At 59.9% G+C, this 19827-nt stretch carries 20 protein-coding genes and 2 pseudogenes; 7 read left to right on the top strand and 15 right to left on the bottom strand.

The window, feature by feature from the left end; genetic code table 11:
* Window positions 1-292: 292 nt before the first annotated feature.
* Together JG746_RS33510 and traA are read right to left on the bottom strand one after the other, a co-directional pair.
* On the bottom strand, window positions 293-499 hold the full coding sequence (locus JG746_RS33510) for a helix-turn-helix transcriptional regulator (protein ID WP_202356212.1): 207 nt from the start codon (window positions 497-499) through the stop codon (window positions 293-295).
* 127 nt (window positions 500-626) lie between these two features.
* Window positions 627-3677: a Ti-type conjugative transfer relaxase TraA gene (gene traA / locus JG746_RS33505; RefSeq protein WP_202356211.1), complete on the bottom strand. Its 3051-nt coding sequence runs from the start codon at window positions 3675-3677 to the stop codon at window positions 627-629.
* Between the two features lie 172 nt (window positions 3678-3849).
* On the opposite strand from traA, the gene JG746_RS33500 reads away from it, so the two are divergent.
* Window positions 3850-4176, top strand: coding sequence for a conjugal transfer protein TraD (locus tag JG746_RS33500; RefSeq protein WP_202356210.1), 327 nt, complete (start codon window positions 3850-3852; stop codon window positions 4174-4176).
* A gap of 1 nt (window position 4177) precedes the next feature.
* On the top strand, window positions 4178-4426 hold the full coding sequence (locus tag JG746_RS33495) for a conjugal transfer protein TraD (protein WP_202356209.1): 249 nt from the start codon (window positions 4178-4180) through the stop codon (window positions 4424-4426).
* Window positions 4427-4468: 42 nt separating this feature from the next.
* On the opposite strand, the gene JG746_RS33490 is transcribed toward JG746_RS33495, so the two are convergent.
* Window positions 4469-4936, bottom strand: coding sequence for a DUF2127 domain-containing protein (locus tag JG746_RS33490; protein WP_244730616.1), 468 nt, complete (start codon window positions 4934-4936; stop codon window positions 4469-4471).
* A 40-nt stretch (window positions 4937-4976) separates the two neighbouring features.
* Between JG746_RS33490 and JG746_RS33485 the strand changes: the two genes are divergently transcribed.
* Entirely contained in the window at window positions 4977-5519 is a 543-nt protein-coding gene (locus tag JG746_RS33485; RefSeq protein WP_202356208.1) for a phosphatase PAP2 family protein, read from the top strand.
* Window positions 5520-5598: 79 nt separating this feature from the next.
* Here JG746_RS33485 and JG746_RS33480 read toward each other — a convergent pair whose 3' ends face one another.
* From JG746_RS33480 to JG746_RS33430, 12 genes and pseudogenes are all read right to left on the bottom strand, one after another.
* Window positions 5599-5853, bottom strand: a complete 255-nt coding sequence (locus JG746_RS33480) for a DUF1344 domain-containing protein (RefSeq protein ID WP_202356207.1) — start codon at window positions 5851-5853, stop codon at window positions 5599-5601.
* 183 nt (window positions 5854-6036) lie between these two features.
* Window positions 6037-8691 (bottom strand): ABC transporter permease, encoded by a 2655-nt coding sequence (locus tag JG746_RS33475; RefSeq protein ID WP_244730615.1) that lies wholly within the window; start codon window positions 8689-8691, stop codon window positions 6037-6039.
* A complete protein-coding gene (locus JG746_RS33470; protein WP_202356206.1) occupies window positions 8688-9368 on the bottom strand; it encodes an ABC transporter ATP-binding protein in 681 nt (226 codons plus the stop codon). The genes JG746_RS33475 and JG746_RS33470 overlap by 4 nt, the downstream gene beginning before the upstream one ends.
* A complete protein-coding gene (locus JG746_RS33465) occupies window positions 9361-10023 on the bottom strand; it encodes an ABC transporter ATP-binding protein (protein WP_202356205.1) in 663 nt (220 codons plus the stop codon). Before JG746_RS33465 ends, JG746_RS33470 begins: the two co-directional genes overlap by 8 nt.
* 1 nt (window position 10024) lies before the next feature.
* Complete coding sequence (locus tag JG746_RS33460) at window positions 10025-10573, bottom strand: hypothetical protein (protein ID WP_202356204.1); 549 nt, start codon at window positions 10571-10573, stop codon at window positions 10025-10027.
* A gap of 93 nt (window positions 10574-10666) precedes the next feature.
* On the bottom strand, window positions 10667-10939 hold the full coding sequence (locus JG746_RS37405; protein ID WP_244730960.1) for a sensor histidine kinase: 273 nt from the start codon (window positions 10937-10939) through the stop codon (window positions 10667-10669).
* Between the two features lie 359 nt (window positions 10940-11298).
* The gene (locus tag JG746_RS37400; RefSeq protein ID WP_244730614.1) at window positions 11299-12063 is read right to left on the bottom strand and encodes a hypothetical protein; all 765 of its coding nucleotides are present in this window, start codon (window positions 12061-12063) and stop codon (window positions 11299-11301) included.
* 41 nt (window positions 12064-12104) lie between these two features.
* Window positions 12105-12729 (bottom strand): annotated as a pseudogene (locus JG746_RS33450) (response regulator).
* Between the two features lie 158 nt (window positions 12730-12887).
* Window positions 12888-13682: a COG4705 family protein gene (locus JG746_RS33445; RefSeq protein WP_202356203.1), complete on the bottom strand. Its 795-nt coding sequence runs from the start codon at window positions 13680-13682 to the stop codon at window positions 12888-12890.
* Between the two features lie 42 nt (window positions 13683-13724).
* Window positions 13725-13982, bottom strand: a complete 258-nt coding sequence (locus tag JG746_RS33440; protein ID WP_202356202.1) for a hypothetical protein — start codon at window positions 13980-13982, stop codon at window positions 13725-13727.
* 815 nt (window positions 13983-14797) lie between these two features.
* The gene (locus JG746_RS33435; protein WP_202356201.1) at window positions 14798-15982 is read right to left on the bottom strand and encodes an MFS transporter; all 1185 of its coding nucleotides are present in this window, start codon (window positions 15980-15982) and stop codon (window positions 14798-14800) included.
* 331 nt (window positions 15983-16313) lie between these two features.
* A complete protein-coding gene (locus JG746_RS33430) occupies window positions 16314-17351 on the bottom strand; it encodes a methyltransferase (RefSeq protein WP_202356200.1) in 1038 nt (345 codons plus the stop codon).
* A gap of 298 nt (window positions 17352-17649) precedes the next feature.
* Between JG746_RS33430 and JG746_RS33425 the strand changes: the two genes are divergently transcribed.
* From JG746_RS33425 to JG746_RS33410, 4 genes and pseudogenes are all read left to right on the top strand, one after another.
* Window positions 17650-18120 (top strand): class I SAM-dependent methyltransferase, encoded by a 471-nt coding sequence (locus tag JG746_RS33425; RefSeq protein WP_202356199.1) that lies wholly within the window; start codon window positions 17650-17652, stop codon window positions 18118-18120.
* Complete coding sequence (locus tag JG746_RS37940) at window positions 18065-18409, top strand: methyltransferase domain-containing protein (RefSeq protein WP_202359550.1); 345 nt, start codon at window positions 18065-18067, stop codon at window positions 18407-18409. Before JG746_RS33425 ends, JG746_RS37940 begins: the two co-directional genes overlap by 56 nt.
* 190 nt (window positions 18410-18599) lie before the next feature.
* Window positions 18600-18736 (top strand): annotated as a pseudogene (locus tag JG746_RS33415) (IS1595 family transposase); the annotation flags it as partial.
* A 416-nt stretch (window positions 18737-19152) separates the two neighbouring features.
* Window positions 19153-19374 (top strand): hypothetical protein, encoded by a 222-nt coding sequence (locus tag JG746_RS33410; RefSeq protein ID WP_044551197.1) that lies wholly within the window; start codon window positions 19153-19155, stop codon window positions 19372-19374.
* The last annotated feature ends 453 nt before the right edge of the window (window positions 19375-19827 follow it).

Raw genomic sequence — 19827 nt, 5'->3', positions numbered from 1 at the left:
CGTGCCGGCTAGAACCGTTGGAATCCAACCTATTTCAGTCCCAACACGGCTGCAACATGAATGGGACGGCGATCTAAGTGCTTAAAAAGAATGGTGCCAGAGGCGGAATCGAAGTGTAAGCTATGTATTTGAATTTAATGAGAAATCCTCAGTGAGGATATTGATCGATACCCTCAAAATTACCCAATCTAAAATCATACCGGTGCTTCGGTTCCATTATCCACAGAAAAAGCATGGCAAGTTGATATAGATGCTATCATTTCACCAGCGCTCGCAACCGGATTTTTCGGGTTTAATCACCCTCTCGCCTCGGCCTCCAAGATACCGGATCTTCCACCCACCGATTGATATCGGATTCGCGCCAGCCCGCACCGTTGATGCTGATCTTGATCTGAGCCGGGAACGTGCCTTCGGCGATCTTGCGATACATGGTTGAGCGAGACAGGCCGGTCCGGGCAAGGACAGTTCTGCTGCGGATGATGCGATCGGGTTCGGGCATGGCTCGCCTGTCTCCTCCTGAGTGCCTCTGATATCTGATGGTTCACACGAAACAGGCTGCATCGGTCAGGCAAGACTCATTCCCGCCCCACCGCGATGTGGCGCGGAAACGGCGGCAAATCGGATAGTCAGATTCCGATGCCTTTGCCTCGGCCGAGCCCGATGCCGTGGTTAAAGGCGAGTTCCGCCCCGAGACGACGGCCGGATTCGATCTGAATGCCGAGCGCCTTCTTATGATTGGCCAGTAGAGATTCAAGTTGAGGGTCGCGTTCAAGACTCTTGGCCATATCGGACATTGCCGAACGCGTTGACTCGTAGCCGGACATGTCGCCGGCCTGATATTGCTCCCGTCCCGTCCGGTCGAGCCTTTGCCAGCGTTCGACGAACCGGTCGGCGCGGCGGCCGGGATCGATGTCCAGTCCGGTGCGGATTTCCGTTTCAAGCTGGAGAGCAAGCACGATGCGGCTGACGCGGCCGGCGCTCGCTTCACGAACGAGTTCGGGATTTTTCACATAAGCCGCTTCGGCATCGCGCCAACCATGAGGCCGAACCTTCTCAAAAGCGTTGCGCGCATCTCTCAATTCGCCCATCTGCTCGGGAGTCCCCTGCCCGTCCGCATTTCCAGTACTGAGGATCGCGTCGAGAGCGCGCGCGTGACGAACAAGCGCCTTCGTACGAGCGCTGCGCAACGCGGCTTCAGCGTCCACCGGCACATTCGTGTCGCGCGACACGCCGGTGGCGAGATTTTCTCCGCCGAGCATGGGCCGTGCATCTCCGATCTGCGCCCCGACACTCTCCCTTACCGGCCCAGGTCCACCTTCCTGCAGGGGCTCGCCATCTCCGGGCGAGCGCAACCCGTCCAGCAATCCGCCGATCCTGTCGCGCAGCTTCTCCGGAACGATCCGGCGCACGATCTCGACCACGCGCTTTCGGAAGGAGATCCCGCGCCGCTCTGCATAGTCTTGCGCCGGGTCGACCTGCTCGTAATCCGACGCCATGTCCTTGGCGCGGTCCCGTGACAGCGTACGGTCCAGCCGCTCCCGCGTGTTGAAGTCGCCGCCGCCGTAGTGCAGGTCCATCCTGTCTCGATGCCGCGACAGCGCGACGTAACTGCCATGCGCATCCATGCCCGGCGTTGCGAGCACATGGGTCCGGTCGACGGTCATGCCCTGCGCCTTGTGAATGGTCGCCGCATAGCCGTGGTCGATGTGCGCGTAGTCTTTCAGGTCGAAGCGAACAGATTTGCCGTCGTCGGTTTGAACCGTCATGCTCTGTGTGGTGACCTCTTCGATCAGGCCAAGCGTGCCGTTCTTGACGCCAAGCCCGCGCTCGTTGCGCAGGAACATGACCCGGTCGCCGCTGGCGAAGGCCCTTGCACCTCGTTCGACGCTTGCCTGAACATCGTCGCCGAGATCGCCGGCAGCGCGCATGCGCTCGCGCGCTGCCTCGTTCAGGGCGCGCACCTCGTCGTTTGTGTGGGTGAGAATGATCCGGCTTGCCTCTGGATGCGCCTGCCTGTCGCGATCCCAGCGCTCGACGAGTTCAGCTCGCGCTTCATCGCGCGTTGCAGCTTGATGCACCATGCCTTGCGCGTCATAGGCGCTGATCGCGGCGCCGATCCTGCCGGTTGCCAGGTCGCGCGTGGCATCGCGCTGCCAGTCGTCGTGCTGCCGACGCACCTGACCGATTTCGACGCCGCCATGACGCTCATGGATGGAGCGGAATGCAGCGCCGGCTTCGATCGCCTGCAACTGCTGGGGATCACCGACGAGGACGACTTTCGCGCCAACGTCCGCCGCATGGGAGAGCACGCGCTCCAACTGGCGCGTGCCGACCATGCCGGCCTCATCGATCACCAGGACATCGCGCGTGGTGAGAAGATCCCTGCCCTGTCCCCAGCTATGCTCCATACTGGCGATGGTACGTGACGAGATGCCTGATCCGCCTTCCAGATTCTCGGCGGCAATGCCGGAGAGTGCCGCGCCTCGAACCTCATAACCCGCCGCTGCCCATGCCTGGCGCGCGACACCCAGCATGGCGCTCTTGCCCGTCCCGGCAAAGCCGACAACGACACCAAGACCGTGACCATCGGTGATATGCGCAAGCGCATCGGTCTGCTCGCCCGAAAGGATAAGACCGCCTTGCGCAGCCCGCGCCAGCGCTGCCTCGCGATGTGCGTCACTCACCGCGTGGCGCTCGTCCAAATCGATACGCTCCGCCGCGCGGTGAAGGCGCTGTTCGGTCTCGATCATCTGCCTTGTCGTTAAACGGTCTTCGCCGCGTCCGTCCTTGCCGAGTTCGAGCAGATCGGGTGCGTTGCTGATGGCTGCCACCACCGTGTTGAACTGCTCCACTCCATCGCTGTGGCGATGCGCAAACTTCGCGATGTCCTTTCGGGTGAATGTCGATTGCTGATGGGTGATGGCATCCAGCGCCACGGATGGATCGACAATGATGCGCGCACCATTGTTGCGCGCGATCTCGCGATGCAGTTCGGCGCGATCGGCTTCACTGCCGGCAGCAAGGCCGCCATTCTCAAGACGCTGGGCTGGTGCACCAATCTGGGTTTGCGGCTCTAACGCTATGCCCTGCGCTTCCAGACTGCGATGATCGATGCGGACATCGATGTCCAGCTCGGCCAGGCGCTCATTGGCCAGTTCCGCCCATCGCTCGCGCCAGCGCTCGACCAGTTCGGTGCGGTTCCAATCTCGAACCTTTGACCCAAAACCATTCTCGTCCACGGACCGCATAGTGAGCATGACATGAGCATGCGGCTTGGGACTGCCATCCTCTGCCCTGTCCCAGTGCACATTGAGATCGGCGACCATGCCCTTGCTGACAAACTCGGCCTGAACAAAATCGCGCGCCAGTTCGATCCCTTGCGCCTGGCTGAGTTCACGCGGGAGCGCAAACTCGACCTCGCGGGCAAGCTGCGCATCCTTGCGTACCTCGACCGCCTCGACATCGTTCCACAGCCGCTCGCGGTCGCGCCAGGCTTCCGGCGCATTCTCCGGCAGCATTACTTCGGAATGGACGACGCCACGCTTGGCCGAGAAGTCGTGAGTGCGTTCGATGCGCTCGTCACGCAGCCGCGAAGCCGAGCGGTAGGCGGCCGACGCGACAGCGCTTGAGCCTGCCTTGCGGCCAATGACCTTGACGTGAAGATGATAGATCGCCATCGCGACAGGATCATTTGCACGTCAAAGCGCACGTCGGCACGACGTATAAGCGCGCCCTCCCTCGAAAAAATCTCGGGATGGACCAGCCCGTCCCGGGCTGTCTCGGCAACCCTGAAGCCTTCCGGCAGCCGCTCCCCTATCATCCTCCGATCGACAACCGATGGAGACAGCCATGCGCAAACCACGCGATTTCGACGCAGAACTGAAGGCGCTGGAAGAAAAAGCGCGAGAGCTCAAAACGCGAAAGGTGCAGCAGCTTGGCGAGCTGGTGATCGCCACCGGTGCCGATCAGCTCAGCAGCGACGAGCTGGCCGGCGCGCTGGTCGCCATCGTTGAAACGAAGGATACCGGAAAGCGTGAGGCATGGGCCAAGCGTGGAGTGATGTTTTTCGAGAGCCGGGCCCGGCGAACTGCTCCGGAATCTCAGCGCAACCCTCGCAGCGCTTCGGCGCAACCAGGCAGCACACAATCGCCGGCAAGCGGCTCTGGCTCGGCATGACATGCGCACCTGGCAGATCGGCCGCCGCAAGCGTACCCGACACCTGATCGAACTCGGCGGTCTTGTCGTCAAGGCAGGCATCGTTGATCTAACCAACGACGATCGCGCCATCATCTACGGAGCGTTGCTTTGGATCGCCGCCAAGCTCAAAAGCGAAGGTGGAGAACACGCGCGGGTGCTGTGGGTCGAAAAGGCGAAAGCGGCGCTCGCAACGGCGCGGATTGAAGAGCCTAATGGTTTACGAACATAGCGGTGTGCGCCCGCTGTCGCGCCTGCGGTCGATGCTAGGTTCTTAAATCTTGAAGTCTCGCAGAGCGGCGGCAGATTCGATTTCAGCCAACCAGTCTTCGATCAAATCGATGTACTCGCCATCTGGCCTCTTAACCGAATAGAAATTCGTCTCGGCAGCGGTGTGTTCGAACAACCCCAGGACGATCAAGGATGACGGGTATGCCCATAGCTTGTTTTTCAGCAAAGCAACGACGAGGGCCAGTTTCACGATCCCATGGCTGAGAAGATAGAATGCGTAAAAATGCTGAGTGCTGACGGAGAAGTTGCTGGCCAGCATCATCAAATGGCTGGCGATGAAATCATGGGGATCCTCAACAAGCTCATCCTGTGTCAGCCTATTGGCCAGGGAAACGATCGTGTTGGTGCTGACGAACGCCAGTACGATGCCGCCTACACACTCAATGAGCGCGTGTGCGCCCTTGAGCAACAGGCTGACCTCGAAAATCTGATGGACGCGATGCTCGTTCACGGGTCTCCTGATTGGTAACAAACAACGATAAGGCAATTTCATGGACGTGGCGATTACGCAATGGATCAACGCGGCAGCGGGAACCAACCCTGTGCTGGACAGAATGATGGTCGGGGTGACGACGTTAGGGGTTCCGCTTCTCATCGCCTGCGTAGCCCTTCAATGGTGGAGCAAGACGGACCGGGTGCATGTTCGCCATGCGACGATCGTGGCGGGACTGGCGTTCTTGATCGGGCTTGGCGCCAACCAGATCATCCTGCTTTTTGTACACCGCACGCGCCCGTATGAGGCTGGAATCACCCACCTCATCATCCCTACGAGTGCCGACTGGTCGTTTCCTTCGGATCACGCGACGGCCGCCTTCGCGATCGTTGCCGCTTTCGCGGTTCAGGCCTTGCCCCGAAGAGCTATCATCTTCGGCTTAATGGCGGTTCTGGTTGCCTGGTCCCGGGTTTACGTCGGAACCCACTATATGACGGACGTCCTTGGCGGAGCGCTCATGGGCATCTGCGCCGCTGGGCTGGTGTCCGTGCTCTACCGGGAGGGGAACCGGCTTGACCGGATTGCAACAGGGATCCTGTAAGCCGATCTTAATTCCCGACCTGGGCATCCGCCCGATTGAAGGACCGGATCGGCACAGCCGACCCGGTCCGTTTGCGAACCTACTTGGCTTGGTGAATGCTCGAAACCGACAGTTTGCCGGCCTTGACAGTGTAGGTGACACTTACCTTCTCACCGACTTTGAGCGTCTCGGCTTCGATGCCTTCCGGGAGGGTAAAGGTCTGCCCGTCGGACAACGTGATGGAGTCGCCATTCTTGTCGACGCTGGTGATCGTGCCGGTGGTTGCCTTGGCGAACGCGCCGGTGGAAGTGGCGACGGCCAGCACCATTGCAGTAGCCATGATTGATTTCTTCATTTTCAATTCCTTGTAGGGTTGTTTGTGCCGCAAAGGGGCCTCGAGCCCGGCGCGGCAGCTAGGGCGATCCGGAGAAGCTTGGCCTCCGGATCATCTCTCTCACCTTGAGAAGATGGCATCAGCCTAGGCTTCAGAGTTTTCGGGGGAATGGCCGTGGCTTTACAATTAGGTAAGCCTAGGCTTTTAGATATCCCGCAAGTGCTCTGCGTCGTGCCCCGGCGAGGGCCTCGCGGACAGGACCGCGATGACGACCGATGCGATCACAAGACTGAGTACGATCGCCAGGTAGGTCCATGGAATCGAAAGCGCCTCGGGCGGAGGATCGAACACCCCGGTCAGCAGTTTGACCAGCATCCAAGCGGTCATGAGACCCGATGCCAGACCGAACACGATGCCGCCGGCAACAACGAGGAGCCCCTCACTCCACAGGAATGCGGCCAATTGCCGGGGCTTGGCACCGACGGCACTGAGAATGGCGAAGTTCCGGCGCCTTTCAATGAATCCCAACGCCAGCATCAGCCCGGCCGCAGCTGCCGCCATGACCACAGAAAACCCGAGTTCGATCGTCGTCAATCCGCCGAGGTCGACTGCGGTGAGACTCGAACCGATAAGGTGCTTCGCCTGGCTGATATCGGAAACTTTCAACGACGGATCTTGCGCGACTGCCGACGAGACCTGTCGTGCTAGTGCGACGGGATCGCCTTTTGCTCTCATCAACACGTATTCGAAGGCATTCGACCCTGTCATGCGGGCGACATAAGCCGCGTTGGCGACCAGGAACGAATCCTTCGGCGCCGTCGGAAATTCGCGCGCCACACCGATGAATTTGAATGGAACTGGATGATACTGGTGGTCGCCCGCGCTCAAGAGGCGCAAATTGATCGTGTCGCCTTGCTGGAGCTGGAAGTCCTGGACCGTCTCCTCCGACACGAGCACGCCGTCGGGTGTTGAAGCGAGCCGGTGCAAAATGGCGGCCGCACTGCCACCGCTGAAATAAGCGTCGGACAGGTTTGTCGCGCGTTCGATGCGGAGAGGGTCGATGCCGTAGAGATCCTGCAGATCGGCTCCAACGTAGGCGAAGCGATGCTGCATGGGTTCGACCGCGGCAGCTTCTGGCGACGTCGCCAGAAGGCTCAGTTGTTTCCCCGCCGGCCTATCCGAAGTCCCGAACACGGTGACGTCGGAGCCATTGGTCAGTTCGGCATCGACGCGGGCCTGTGCGTTGTAAGTGGTGTTGAAGATGGCGGTTGACGTGGCGTATGATATCGCCAGCGCGGTCATCGCGATGCCGATGGTCAAGCGCTGCTGCTGTCTCGACAAGGCCGCCGACACGACGGAAGCCAGAGGCCCTGAGACCGGCCTCACGATACCGCGCAACATGACGCCGTTGCGCGAGATGATCGACGCCGACAGACGGATGGTAAGCAGGGCTAGGCCGAGCCAGAACAGCGCCGGCGCGATGAACGCCTTGTAGTCGACCGCTGTCGCGGCGACGCCTTCAGGGGCGAGTACGATCTGATATCCGGTGCTCGCCGACTGCCAGAAGAAGAGTCCGGCGGCGGCCAGCAGGATCAAGTCCAGCCACAGGCGCTGCCAAAGGGGCGTTCTCGTGCGGACGACAACGTGACGGGCAGAACTTACCGTGATCCAACGTGCGTCGCGCCAGGCCGGCCACAGAAAGGCAGTGAAGCCCAGCAACAATCCCACGCCGACGACAAAAACCAGCATCGGAACGCTGACGGATGACGTTTCGAGCATACCGGGAACCAGAATGCCGAAGAGCACGGTGCCAGCAAGACCGATCGCGGTGCCGCCAAGCGCTGCTATCGCAGCTTCGGTGGCTGACAAGGACATGATTGTGCCGGTGGTGGCGCCACGAACTCGGAGCAGGGCCTGTTCGATGCGCCGGCGTGCGGCGCCTGACGATGTCACGGCAAAGGTGAGGACCACGGCCAGTGCGATACCGGGCAGGCCAAGAAAAAGGAACAGGACGGAGGCGTAGAGCGCGTCCTGGCGGACGGCGTCAAGGCGCGCACCGAGATTGTTGGCGACCAGGGCTTGACCCGCGACCTTCGCTTCAAAGTTCTTCTCCGCGCCAGTAACGAAATTGTATGCCGAGACCGGGTCGGGCGGCAGCGTGGTGTGATCAAGTCGCACATGCAACTGCAGCCTGGCGGTGTCAGGGCGCATTTTCTGCTGAGCTTCAAACAATTGCTGCCAATCCTGCGGCGGCATGATCAGCACGTTGTCCGGTGGGGCCTGGGGGGCTGCCTGGGGCGGCAAGCCCACCGCCTGGAACAGGGAATCCGCATCGGGCAGATCAATCACGCCGGCGACCTTGACGTTTGCCGAAGGCAGCCCGATCCGCTTGATCGAGATCATGTCGCCAGGGCCGACGTGTAGGTTGGCCGCCGTTTGCTGGGCAATGAGCACACCGTTAGTATCCCCGGCAAGCGGCCGCACTTCCGCCGGGAAGTCCTTCACGTAGCCGCTGTCAAAGGCCACGACCTGCCCGGGTCCCGTGGTCTGTGTTGTGCCTCCGGTCTGCGCCTCAAAACCTGCGACATCGGCATAGCGGACGCGGTGGACAGTTTTAACCCCTGCGGCGTCACTTAAGGCCTTGCCGACAAGGTCGGGATCGGCTCCTGGGATCACCTGCACCTGCCAATCGATTGGAACGGCCGAGATGGCGCGGGCCGTCATGGAGTTTCCGGCGTTGACGAGGAACAGGCCCACCACGGCAAGGAGCATCACTGCCAGGGCCACGCCGGCGGTCGAGCCGGCGACACGGAGAGAGCGGCGGGCGAGTATCCCACGGACCCAGAGGAAATACATCATGCCGCCTCGTTTCTGCGACGACCACAAACAAGGCGTCCATGGTCCATTGTCCAGCGCGTCGCCATCCGGGCGGCCACAGCCTCGTCATGTGTCGCGATGACGAGGGCCACGTCTGTGCCTTCCAATCCTTTGAGAAGGACGTCAAAGAAGAGTTGCGCCGTCACGCTGTCCAACTGCCCTGTCGGCTCGTCCGCCAGAATGAGTTTTGGCCCAATTACAAGCGCGCGGGCCATTGCCACTCTCTGTGCCTGTCCTCCTGACAACTCCTCCGGCAATTTATCGGCGACCTCGGCAAGGCCAAAGGCCTCAAGTAGCGACATCGCTGTGGCGTTGTCCGTGGGGACTTTGCCGCCCAATATCAGCGGCAATTCGACATTCTGAACCGCTGTGAGCGCTGGAAACAAGCTAGGGGTCTGGAATACGAATCCGATGTGACGCGGCCTCAGTTCCTCGAACGAACCGAGGCCAGGCCATTCCACTGTGCCCGCTGTCTGCTTATCCAGTCCGCCAAGAATATGCAGCAGGGTGGACTTGCCGCTTCCGGAGGGGCCAACCAGGGCAATGCGCGCACCGCTGACGATCTCGCAGTCGACGTCGCTCAAGACCCTGACCAGGCCGGCGTTGCCGTCGTGGAAGTCTCGGCCGAGGCCTTTGCCAACAACGAGTGTTTCACTCACTGACGATCCTCCCGTCTTTCAGCCTGACAATCCGGTCGGCTCGGTGCGCCAGCGCTTCGCTGTGCGTCGCCAGGAGGGTTGCCAATCCCGCCTCGCGCCTCGCCTCGAAATGGCCAATGAGCCTGGATTCCGTCTCGCGATCGACTTCGGCAGTGGGTTCATCGGCAACCAGAATGGGAGGGTCGGCGGCCAAGGCCACGGCGAGGCCCGCACGCGCCGTTTCGCCACCGGACAGCTGGGTGGAAAATGCCGTTGCACGGTGCGACAAGCCGACCCCCTCCAGGAGGGCGGCTAGTCGCTTCTCGTCCGGTTTTCCGGCCAGGAGCATCTGGAAGCGAAGGTTCTGTTCGACGGTCAGATGTCCGTACAGGTTCCCAGACTGCAGGAGGATGCCGAAACTGGCGGCGCGGATGCGTGTGCGTTCAGCCTCCGATCGCCGGGTCAAACGCATCCCGGACACTTCGACATGGCCGCCATCAGGCTCGTCCAGCCCGGTTAGGCAGGATAGAAGCGTGGACTTGCCGCTCCCCGACGGCCCCGTCAATGCAACGATCTCGCCGGCGGAGAGCTGAAAACTAACGCCGCGCAATGCGGCGGTCTCGTCATCCCCGATGTGGAAGAACCGGTAGAGCTCATGCGCTTCAAGGATAGGCATGTCACTTCCACGTGAACGAGTTGGACATCAGCTGCCATTGATCGACGTTGTCCGCGCCCTTGGGCGCATAGAGTTCAAGCGTGACCAGCTTGCCATCCTTGAAATAGAGGTAGCGCTCGTTCTCGAGCCGGATTTGCTTGTTGGTGACGGCATTGGGTTCGGAATTGGATGTGTAAACGATGCGGATGGCTGGACCTGCCGGCAGCTTGACCTCCTTGACTGCGGTAACCTTCACGGCGCGTTCGGCCTTCTCCAGCTCCGGAACAGACGTTGCCTTGGCGCTCTCGACCGTCGGCGCGGTGGCCGCCTTGGACGCAGAGACAACAACGCCGTCGAGCTTATCAATGAAGCTTGCGCCGTCGGCACGATCCGATCGCGCCCAGCCCTCCGGCACCTTCATCGTAAAACCCTGTGAGGATGCGTAGTCGATGAAGACTTGGGAGTCCGGGATATCGCCGGGAGGGTTCTTTTCCGCAGGGACAGCCTTTTCAGCGGCCGCGGCCTGGCCGCCGATAGCTGGAAGAAATGCCCCCATGGCTCCCAAGGCCATGGCGAGCGTCAAAGTAGGCAGAGTGCGGGTCGTTGAAGAAATACGTGTCATAATTGTTGCGGCCTTTCCAATTGAACAGACAGTGCGTTCAATCTACCGCGTCAAACTTACAGCGAGGTCGCCGCACCTATACGGATCGGTAAGCTTCCCAAGGCAGCCTTCGCGCCTGCACAGTTGATTAATCGGCTGCTGGAAAGCCACGATAACTGCCAAGCCGGGTCCAGAGTCTTCAAGCGCTATGGTCGCGCCATGTAAGTCTGCTATTGCCCTCACAAGGCTTAGTCCGAGACCGCTCCCTGGCGTGGACCGGCTGGTGTCAAGTCGGTAAAGCCTCTGGAAGACCTTTTCGCGCTCTTCGGCGGGAATGCCTGGCCCGGTGTCGCGGACCGTCGCGAGGATGCGACCCGACCGCCGCGCTGTCGATAACCGGTAGCGTGCCTTCGGGACAGTGTCTCAGGGCATTTCCGCCAAGTTCGCGAACATCTGGGTTAGGAGCTCCCTATCTCCATCATTGGGGGCTCCCCCGACTTGTAGTGGTGCTGCCAACAGCGACTTGCCGTCATCCTCCGCAACGTCGGCGTAGACCTCAACAATAGCGTCAACAACGCTGTTGAGATCCAGGTCCTAAAACCGCGCCTTGCGTGCGCCAGCCTCAATCTGGGCGATACGAAGCAGTGCGTCGAACGTTTCATTGATCTCGAGGCCCTCGGCCGGGCCTCGGCGAGCTATTCGGTCACGGCCTGGCCCTGTTCGGCCTTTGGGATCGCTGTACCCAATATCATCTGCAGCCGGTTCAGTGGGGTTTTCAGGTTGTGCGCGATGTTGGTGCTGACCTGTTTCATACCGTCAACGAGGGCTGAAAGACGATCAAGCGCGGCGTTACCCTGGCCGGAAACCACGTCGATGTCGTCCCCATTTCCGGTCAGTGGAATGCGGGCGCTGAGCCGGCCGTGTGATACGTCCACCATCGTCGCGGCAATCCCGTCCAGTCGTCGCTGGACGCGGGATGCGAGCAGGGCACCTCCGATCACAGCGAGGCCTCTGACGATGAGTGTTCCCCAGCCAAAACTCATGAGGACGATGGTCTCCAGCTCCTCGGTTTCGGGCAGGCTGAAGACTATTGTCAGGTTGTTTCCCCCGACCAAGCCTGAATAGGCCCGATACCGCGCGTCTGACGTTATCTCCAGCGTCTGGGTACTGACGATTGAGAATCCTTCGGGAAGGGCGGTCGCGATGAAGTAGCCGGCGAGATGCTTGCCGTTCGAGCCTGTGAGTGAATAGAGCTGTTCTTTCTTGGTGCTGATCTTGGAATGGCTGTCGACCGTGGCGATCAGATCATCAAGATCGTTTGCGCCGTAGGTTGCCGCGACGACAGAGTAGGTTTCCCGGATAGACTCATCTAGACGGTCGGCCAAGTCGAGGCTCATCAGGCGATACACGATACCGCCGGAGACTATGAAAGCGAGCACGAACAGGAATGCAAACGTCAACGCAAGCCGAAAAGGCGTGCTCCGAAAAAGCCTGTAGTTAGTTAGGTTTCGAAAGGCTTAGCAATTTTCTTTCGCAGCCGACTGATATCGTCTCGACCACGCTGGTTTTGGGGTCGAAATGGAAGTCCCAGACACGTTCAAGGAGCATGGTCCTTGTGATGACCCGCCCTTCGCCACGCAGAAGTACCTCAAGCAGGCCGAATTCCCGTGGCTGGAGGTCGATGGTCTGGCCACCGCGCGTAACACGGCGCATGATCAGGTCCATCTCGAGGTCGCGACCCGAAAGGTGGTCTTCTGGTCTTGAGCCGCCGGCCGGCGACCCAGGGCGTTGACGCGGGCGAGTAGCTCGGAAAAGGCGAATGGCTTCACGAGATAATCGTCGCCGCCCGCTTCCAGTCCTTCGACGCGGTCGTCGAGGCCACCGACCGACGCCAGGAAAATAGCGGGCGTGCGCACACCGGCGGCGCGGGCTGCCTTGATCATCGACAGGCCGTCGAGGCCAGGAACCATCCTGTCGGCGACGATCACGTCGTAAGTACTGCTTGTTGCAGCAAACAGGGCGTCGTGTCCGTTGACCAAGATATCGCAGACGTGACCGGCCTCCGACAGACCGTTGGCGATATATTGTGACGTTCTAGCGTCGTCCTCTAAAATAAGAATTCGTATTGCCAGTCGTCCCCTGCCCACATGAATATCAACATAGTATATCGGCTAGCGACACATCGCCAGCCGCTTGTGGTTGGACCACGATCTTGTTGCTCATACCTTTTGCTGAGCCGTTACGGCTTCCATGTCGGAGCAAGATATTCACCAACCCAAGTCGATTAATCTGTCTCGACCAAGCCTTCGCCGAGCGGCACATCGCGCCTCTTAATGCTCATGTAGAAGACAAGGGCGGCTATGCAGCCGAGGAAGATCACGCTCGTTAAGGTCGTGCCAAAACCCAAGCCACCATATTCAAGGGGTTGCGACAGCAAGTCACCAAACGAGGCGCCCAATGGCCTTGTCAGGATATACGCAAGCCAGAAAGCGAGGATCCCATTCAGCCTGAAGACATAGTAGGCCAGGGCGATCACGGCGATCACGCCACCAAACAAAAGGCCGGTCGTCAGATAGCCCATGTTGAATGTTTCGGCGACCAAATCGCCTGCGGCCGTTCCCAGCGAGAACGTAAAGAGGATTGCCAGCCAGTAGAAGACTTCACGTTTGGTCGTGTAGATGGTGTGGATCGACAGTGTTCTTTCGCTGGCGTACCAGACGGCAAATGTCGCAGCGAGAACGACGCTGAACGCCACCGTTGTCGTTTCCAGGCGCACGCCGAAATTGTCGACGAGATTGTCGGTAACCAGCGTACCCACGACGCTGATCAGCACAACAGCTAGCCAATAGGCCCAAGGAATGTAGCGCTTTTGGGCGAATTGGAAGACCAGGGCGACCAGCAGGACACCAGTCATGATCAGCGATGTCATCGTCAGCCCGAGGCCGAGGTTGACGGCGAGGTAGTCCGCCGCCGTTTCACCCATGGTCACGGCCATGAGTTTGATCAGCCAGAAATCCACGGTGACGTCCGGTACACGGTTTGCGGCCCGTTGGACCGGTTGATAGCTTGAGAGCGGCATGATGGTGTCCTGTGATCGAGGCGTTGATTGTTGTCGGCTGGCCTACTTGCCCATGACTTTCATGGCCTGGGTGAAGAAGTCGTCCGCACGCTTGTCGTCGTCAGCATTGCACCGCTCGATGCCTTTGGTCTCAAGATCGGCAATCTTGGCCTTATCCGCGTCGCTCGTCTTTGCGGTGGCTTCGGTTGCGCGCAACGTCTTGAGCATTTCCTCGCAAGGCACATTGGCCGCGAACACAGATGACAACGGAACGGCAAGAGCAAGCGTGCCGAGAGCAAGGGCGAGGGTCAGATTCTTCATGCGTGATTTCCTTCTTCGGAGCCGGTCTGCCGGCTCATGGTTCATCGTATGTCAGCTGAAGCAGCCGACATCAGCAGCATAGGGCGCTGACTTCACCTCAACCTGTCTGGCGAGTTACAGTTTTGTAATAAATCCGTCCGCGTGCGTTAAATGCTGTATGTTGACTGCGGTGCCGGGAAAACACCTTAACCGATGCATTCTCCCTTCAGGTAGGTGTTACACGAGGTAGCATGAGCCAATTTGAGGTTATTACTTCTGCCGAAATTACAATTCTGTGAGAAATTGGCCATACTATCAGAGTACCGTAATGTTTATATTGGAAATTATTCACGTTTGAACGGGTGGCCTGGTCACTTTCCGCCGCAAGAGAGGGAGGACACGTATGGCCAAGCCCTACAAGACGGCCGGTAAATGTCTCATCACCATAGCGAGTGCCTTGTCGGTCTCGAATGGCGCTTCCTAGTCCGCGGAATACCGGACCGAAGCTGTGCTCGCCCTGGTCGCAAAGGATTGCTATGTTGGTTACATCAGGGCGGAGGGCACACTGCTGGTTTTGCTCTCGTCGAAAGCCAACAGCTGGTGAGCCTCGAGGTCTCGGTCTCGTCGGGCAGCCCGGGCGCACCTCTTGTTCCGCTCGATTTTTCAAAACAGAGCGGTAACATCGTGATGCTGGACGCCGTGGGCGCTGACGGAATCTATTCCGCGCGGATTGTCTCGATTGCCGCCCCGGTAGTGCCAGAGTAGTGCCATAGGATCGGTCAGACCGGGAGCCGGGAAACCGTGCTGATGTCGCGTTACCAGCAATATCGGTGCGACTAGCCGCCTTGCCTGGATGGTGCCACCATCGGCCGTGAGAGGCGGCTGATCCGGTAAAATGACCAAAGAAGGAGAGGGCAAAGGAAGAGAGCGGCAGCGCCGAAAGCGAGCGCGGCGGCCGCCGTGCCGGCCCAGGTTGCAAGTTTGCCGCCGATCACCGGCGCAGCCAGCATGCCGGCATAGTAGACGGTGTAGAACACTCCCATCCCGATCGATCGCGTCTTCTGCTCGAGCACCCGCGTGGGCAAGCTCACAATCGCGCCGGCAGGCAAGCCGCACACGATCCCCATAGCAATGCCGAGGAGCAGCGCCGGTCCGTTTCGCGACAGAAGCAGCACCAGGAATGCAAAGCCTGAACAGCCTATGGCTAGAACAGCGCCGCTGCGTTTGGTGCGATCGGCCAGGAAGCCACCCAGAGGGACCGAAAGGGTCGCGAGCCAAAGCACGACGCTGATCGTCGATCCCGCTGCGGCGTTTGACCACCCGCGCTCGACGAGCATCGACGGACCGAAGCTGAAGACCATTGCGAAGCCGACATTGTAGAGGCACCAGATCAGGCCGGCGGCGATGAGGGCATAGGCTGTCCCCGCCGAAATGCCAGCGCGTTCGACACCACTGGCGGGCGATCCCTCCGGGGTGCGATAGATGAACGTTATCAGGCCGATGGCGGCGATGACCAGGACCGAAACGGCAATGCCCACGGCGGTTACCCCGAATGTTGTTCCGATTGGCGGCAGCACCACGAGTGCAATGGCGATGCCCGCTGGCCACGAGTTGATGTAGATGGCCATGGCGGTTGCGATTTCCCGGCCGGCAAACCAGTCGGCGACCATCTTGGTCATCAGGACGTTCAGGAGAACGCCGCCAGTGCCGCTTATCAAACGGCCGCCGACTTGCAGGGTCCACAAAGGCGATGCCGCCATCAGCATTTCACCCACCAGCATCATCAGGAGACCGGCGAGAACGGTCGCCTTGTCGCCATAGCGCTCGCCGATGGTCGCGCCAGGCAGGGCCAATGCGACTCCCGGTGCAAGATAGAGGCCGATTAAAATGCCAATGTCGGCCAGGCTCGCACCGACGCTACCGCTGATAAGAGGCGCGACGGCGCCGACGCTCTGAAACTGAAACGCCATTGCTGCGCGCGCGGCAAACAGGACAGCAAGGATCGTCCAGCGACTGCGCACGGTTCCCCCACGGATTTTCGATTTATCCAGGCCTGATATTCTGATTCAATCGCACGTATTGCTTCTCGATAGCGGCAAGGCGCGCATAATTAGCGCCGTAGGCACCCCGCACGCGCTCGTCACACTCATCACCAAGATTGTTGGCATAAACGCCGCCGGTTGAAAATGGTCTGACCGCATTCCACAGGCCGCGCGCCCAGCGGATGTTTGCCTCGTCACCGGCTGGATCGTTCCAAATGCCTAGACAGCCCGCCAGATTAGCGGAGGCCAAATGATAGCAAAGGGGAAGCGGACCTTCGGGTAGCCAATATACTCACAACTCGTCCGTGCCCTAGAAAGGGTCAGCGATCGGCGCGGCCTCGATGATCGAAACCGGTGATGCTGTTGGAATGACCTGGCGCAACCAGAAACCGGATTGAGCGAACAGATCGCGAAATTCGGCCACGCTGCGTGCGCGGGCGTGCCCGAACATCGTCATCATCTGAACGTCGATGAGATAGCCGGTCGCCCGGCCGCGTGCAGGATCCGGTTCCAGGATCTGTTCGCCTAGGAGCAACCGCGCCTGCGGGCCCCCCATCGCTGCGCGGCAAACCCGAAGGATGCGCAGGCAATCCTCGTCGGGCCAGTCATGCAGAACCCGAATCAGCATGTAGATGTCGGCCCCGGCCGGCACCTGGTCGAAGAAGCTGCCGCCCTGGGCAGTGATACGGCCTTCCATCAGATCGTCGGGAGTGACGGCTGTGATGACGTCCTCGCGGTCGAAGACAAGGCCGCGCGGCGTGGAGAAGCGCGTGAGGATCTGGCGAAGCGCCGCGCCATTGCCGCCGCCGATATCGGCGATGAGACCTGCGCCCGAGAAATCATAGGCAGCGGCCACGGCGGCGTGCCGATTGTCCGGGAAATTCGCCATCATCGCGTCGAACAGGCGGGCTTCGTCCGGATGCTGTTTGAGATAGGCGAAGCGGCCTATGCTCCAGGCTGCCTCATGCGGCGTGCCGCCAGTCATCGCAACGTCCAGCTTGTTCCAGGCACCCCATGAACCAGGCCCGGTCCAGAAGCGGGCCGCGTGGTGCAGGCTGTTCGGCGTGTCCGTCCGCAGCAGGCGCGAGCGCGGCGTATGCGAGACAGAGCCGTCGGCTGCAACCTCGAAGATTCGAAAGGCGGCTAACGCGCGCAGAACGCGCAGCATGGGCTCGGGCAGCACGGCGCAAGCGGCGGCAATATCCTTCACCATGACCTGCCCATCCGCAGGGATCTTGTCCGCTATCCCGAGATCGGCGATCAGCCTGAGCATGCGCGACACCTGAAATCCGCGCAGAAGCAGATCCAGTTCCTCGCGGTCGTCGTCAGTTGCGAGCGTCTCGGTCATCGCTCCCTCACTCTTGGCGGCACGACAATATCACTGCAGTGCTGTCCGCACCACGACGGGTCTTGCGTGCCCGCGCTTCCAGCGGCTTCCCAACAATACGAATCTGTAAGTCGCGGGTGAGATGTGTCTGGCCTATCTTCCACTAAGCCAGAATCTTGGATCGAGTGAATGAAAAAAGGCCACGTTGGCGCAATTCCTCACGAGACCCGCCAACCGAAATACCCGCAAGCTGTGGCTTCGATTATTGAAGGCCAGTGACAGATTTTGCCGGTTGCTAACCAGAAGCAGCAAAAACCGAATGTACGATGAAATTGCCCAGGAGGCGCCCTTAACGCCAGTAGTGCCTGACTTACTCCTAGCCCCTCGCATGTCGCTCCTGCAGCCTGAGCTAATCGAGAAAACAATTGAAGGCATGGGCGCCCTAGGCCTGCATGACTTCATCTCCCAACAGTTTTCCATGCCGGAAGGCACGTTCGGACGTTTGACCGGGGCGGTAATGGGCCTGATAAATCTCTTGCCAAACAAACGAGCCATCGAACTGTTGGACATCGCGGAACACGATGACGTGCTCGAAATAGGATTTGGGCCTGGCTTAGCGCTCAGGAAAATGTCGCAGCTCGCGCGGACCGGCAGGATTACCGGGGTAGACCGGTCGCCTACAATGTTCCGTCAGGCCCAGACGCGAAACCGAGCGGCAATTCAACGCGGGAAGACTGAAGCTAATCCAGGGCACCTTCGAGTGCCTGTCGCTGGAAAGCGCATCCGTTGACAAAGTTCTAGCCGTCAACGTGATCTATTTCTGTTCCCCAGACGGAACAGCACTAGCGGAAGCCCGCAGGGTTCTACGCCCCGGCGGAGCAATGTCGATCTATGCGACCGATTGCTCTTCCATGAGATGGTTGCAGTTCATTGGCCCTGAAACCCAGCAGACATTTGATCGGAAGGGACTAGGGGATTTCCTGCAACGGAGCGCATTTGGGTCAGATCATATTGATATCCAGACGGTTCGGCTGCCGTTCGGATTTCGCGGCCTCTTAGCGCGACTGCGCAAGCGATGAAGGAGGCGAAGAGCTCGGCGTTCACAGGCCACACTTTGCGCTCGATCGGCCTCAAGTTTCCGGCTGCTACCCAGTCCTAGCGCAGCACCATTTCAGCGCGCAAGGCAGTGCCGACCTCATCCAGCATAACTGGAGACATGCGCAGACGAGCCGGTCCGACGGCTCGGCAGGCCGCACCACACGATATCGGCACGCCGGCAAGCACACCAACATGGTGGAAAGCTATTTCAGTCGCCTTCGCTGCATGGTTGCCGGCCACCACCACGTCTGGCGCCGCTACCTCTGCCAGTCGCCAATCATGCCGCATGGCCTGAAGATCACCGTCAAGGCTCCGGCTAAACGCGGGCATCGTGTCTGCCGATTTCACGGGGCCGGCGGCGGGGCGCCAAGAGGGGCAGCGCACGGCTTATACCGGCACGGTCACTTCACTTGCGAGGGCGTGGCTATGCGTCGAGCCGTTGCCGGTCTCGTAGCGACTGCGACCAAAACAATCGCGACTACCTTCGATGCCGAAGCGTGACGATCAGGACTAAACAAAAATCCAGCTGCCTGCCCATGTTGCACAAGAGATGGGGGTGCTCGTTCGCCTGCACTGGTCAGGAGCCTGCCGGGCGCTCTTATCCGCCACGGTAGGCTCTGCGGCCCAGTTCCATACGGTTTTGTAAACTTATCGCCACGATGGCGTCAAAGTCGTTCAGGAACTTGGGAGTGGAGGGACAAGTTCGCTTAATGGAGGAATGAGGATGTTTCGCAAAGTAGCCGTTGCCGCTGCAATCGTAACCGTTTGCAGTCTGCCCGCTTTCGCTGCCACGGAATACTGGGTGGCAAAGGATGCCGCCACGAAGAAGTGTGAAGTCGTTACGAAAAAGCCGGACGGCACGAAGTTGATGGATGCCGGCAAAAAAACCTACGCGACTAAGGGCGACGCCGACAAAGCGTTGAAGCTCCTGGCTGATTGCAAATAATTCGATAGCGCTCTCTGGCGCACTTTCATACCCGTCCCGGGTCGACCTGGGACGGGCTTTTTGAAGCAGCCGGACTGAAGTGCTGGAGGTTGATTGCTCGGCGTTGATGGTCGCCCAATATCGGGAGCATAAACGATGGACCCGGCAACTGCGGCAGTGATGACTTTGCTTTCGTGCAGCTCAAGCGAGCCCTTTGTCTGCAAACCAATCGATACCCCTGTGGTTCTTTCATCGCTTGAGCAATGCCGGAGTTCTCTCAAGAACAAGCTGGCAAGCGCTCCGACGGGGCAACTTGTCGGCCGTTGCCGCAGGATCGATGCACATTGGCACCGTCAGCCGACCGGGCTTACCGGTTCCGATAGGATGGTTCTTGACCCACCGATGGCGCATCTGGTCTGCCAAAGGTTATGCATCCGCGTCGGGAGGGTTACGCCAAACTGAGTCACAGCCGAA

Origin of the sequence: Mesorhizobium sp. 113-3-3 (assembly GCF_016756495.1) — a bacterium.
Lineage (GTDB): Bacteria > Pseudomonadota > Alphaproteobacteria > Rhizobiales > Rhizobiaceae > Mesorhizobium.
The sequence above is the reverse complement of the archived record's forward strand: the minus strand, read 5'-3'. Positions and strand labels throughout refer to the sequence as shown.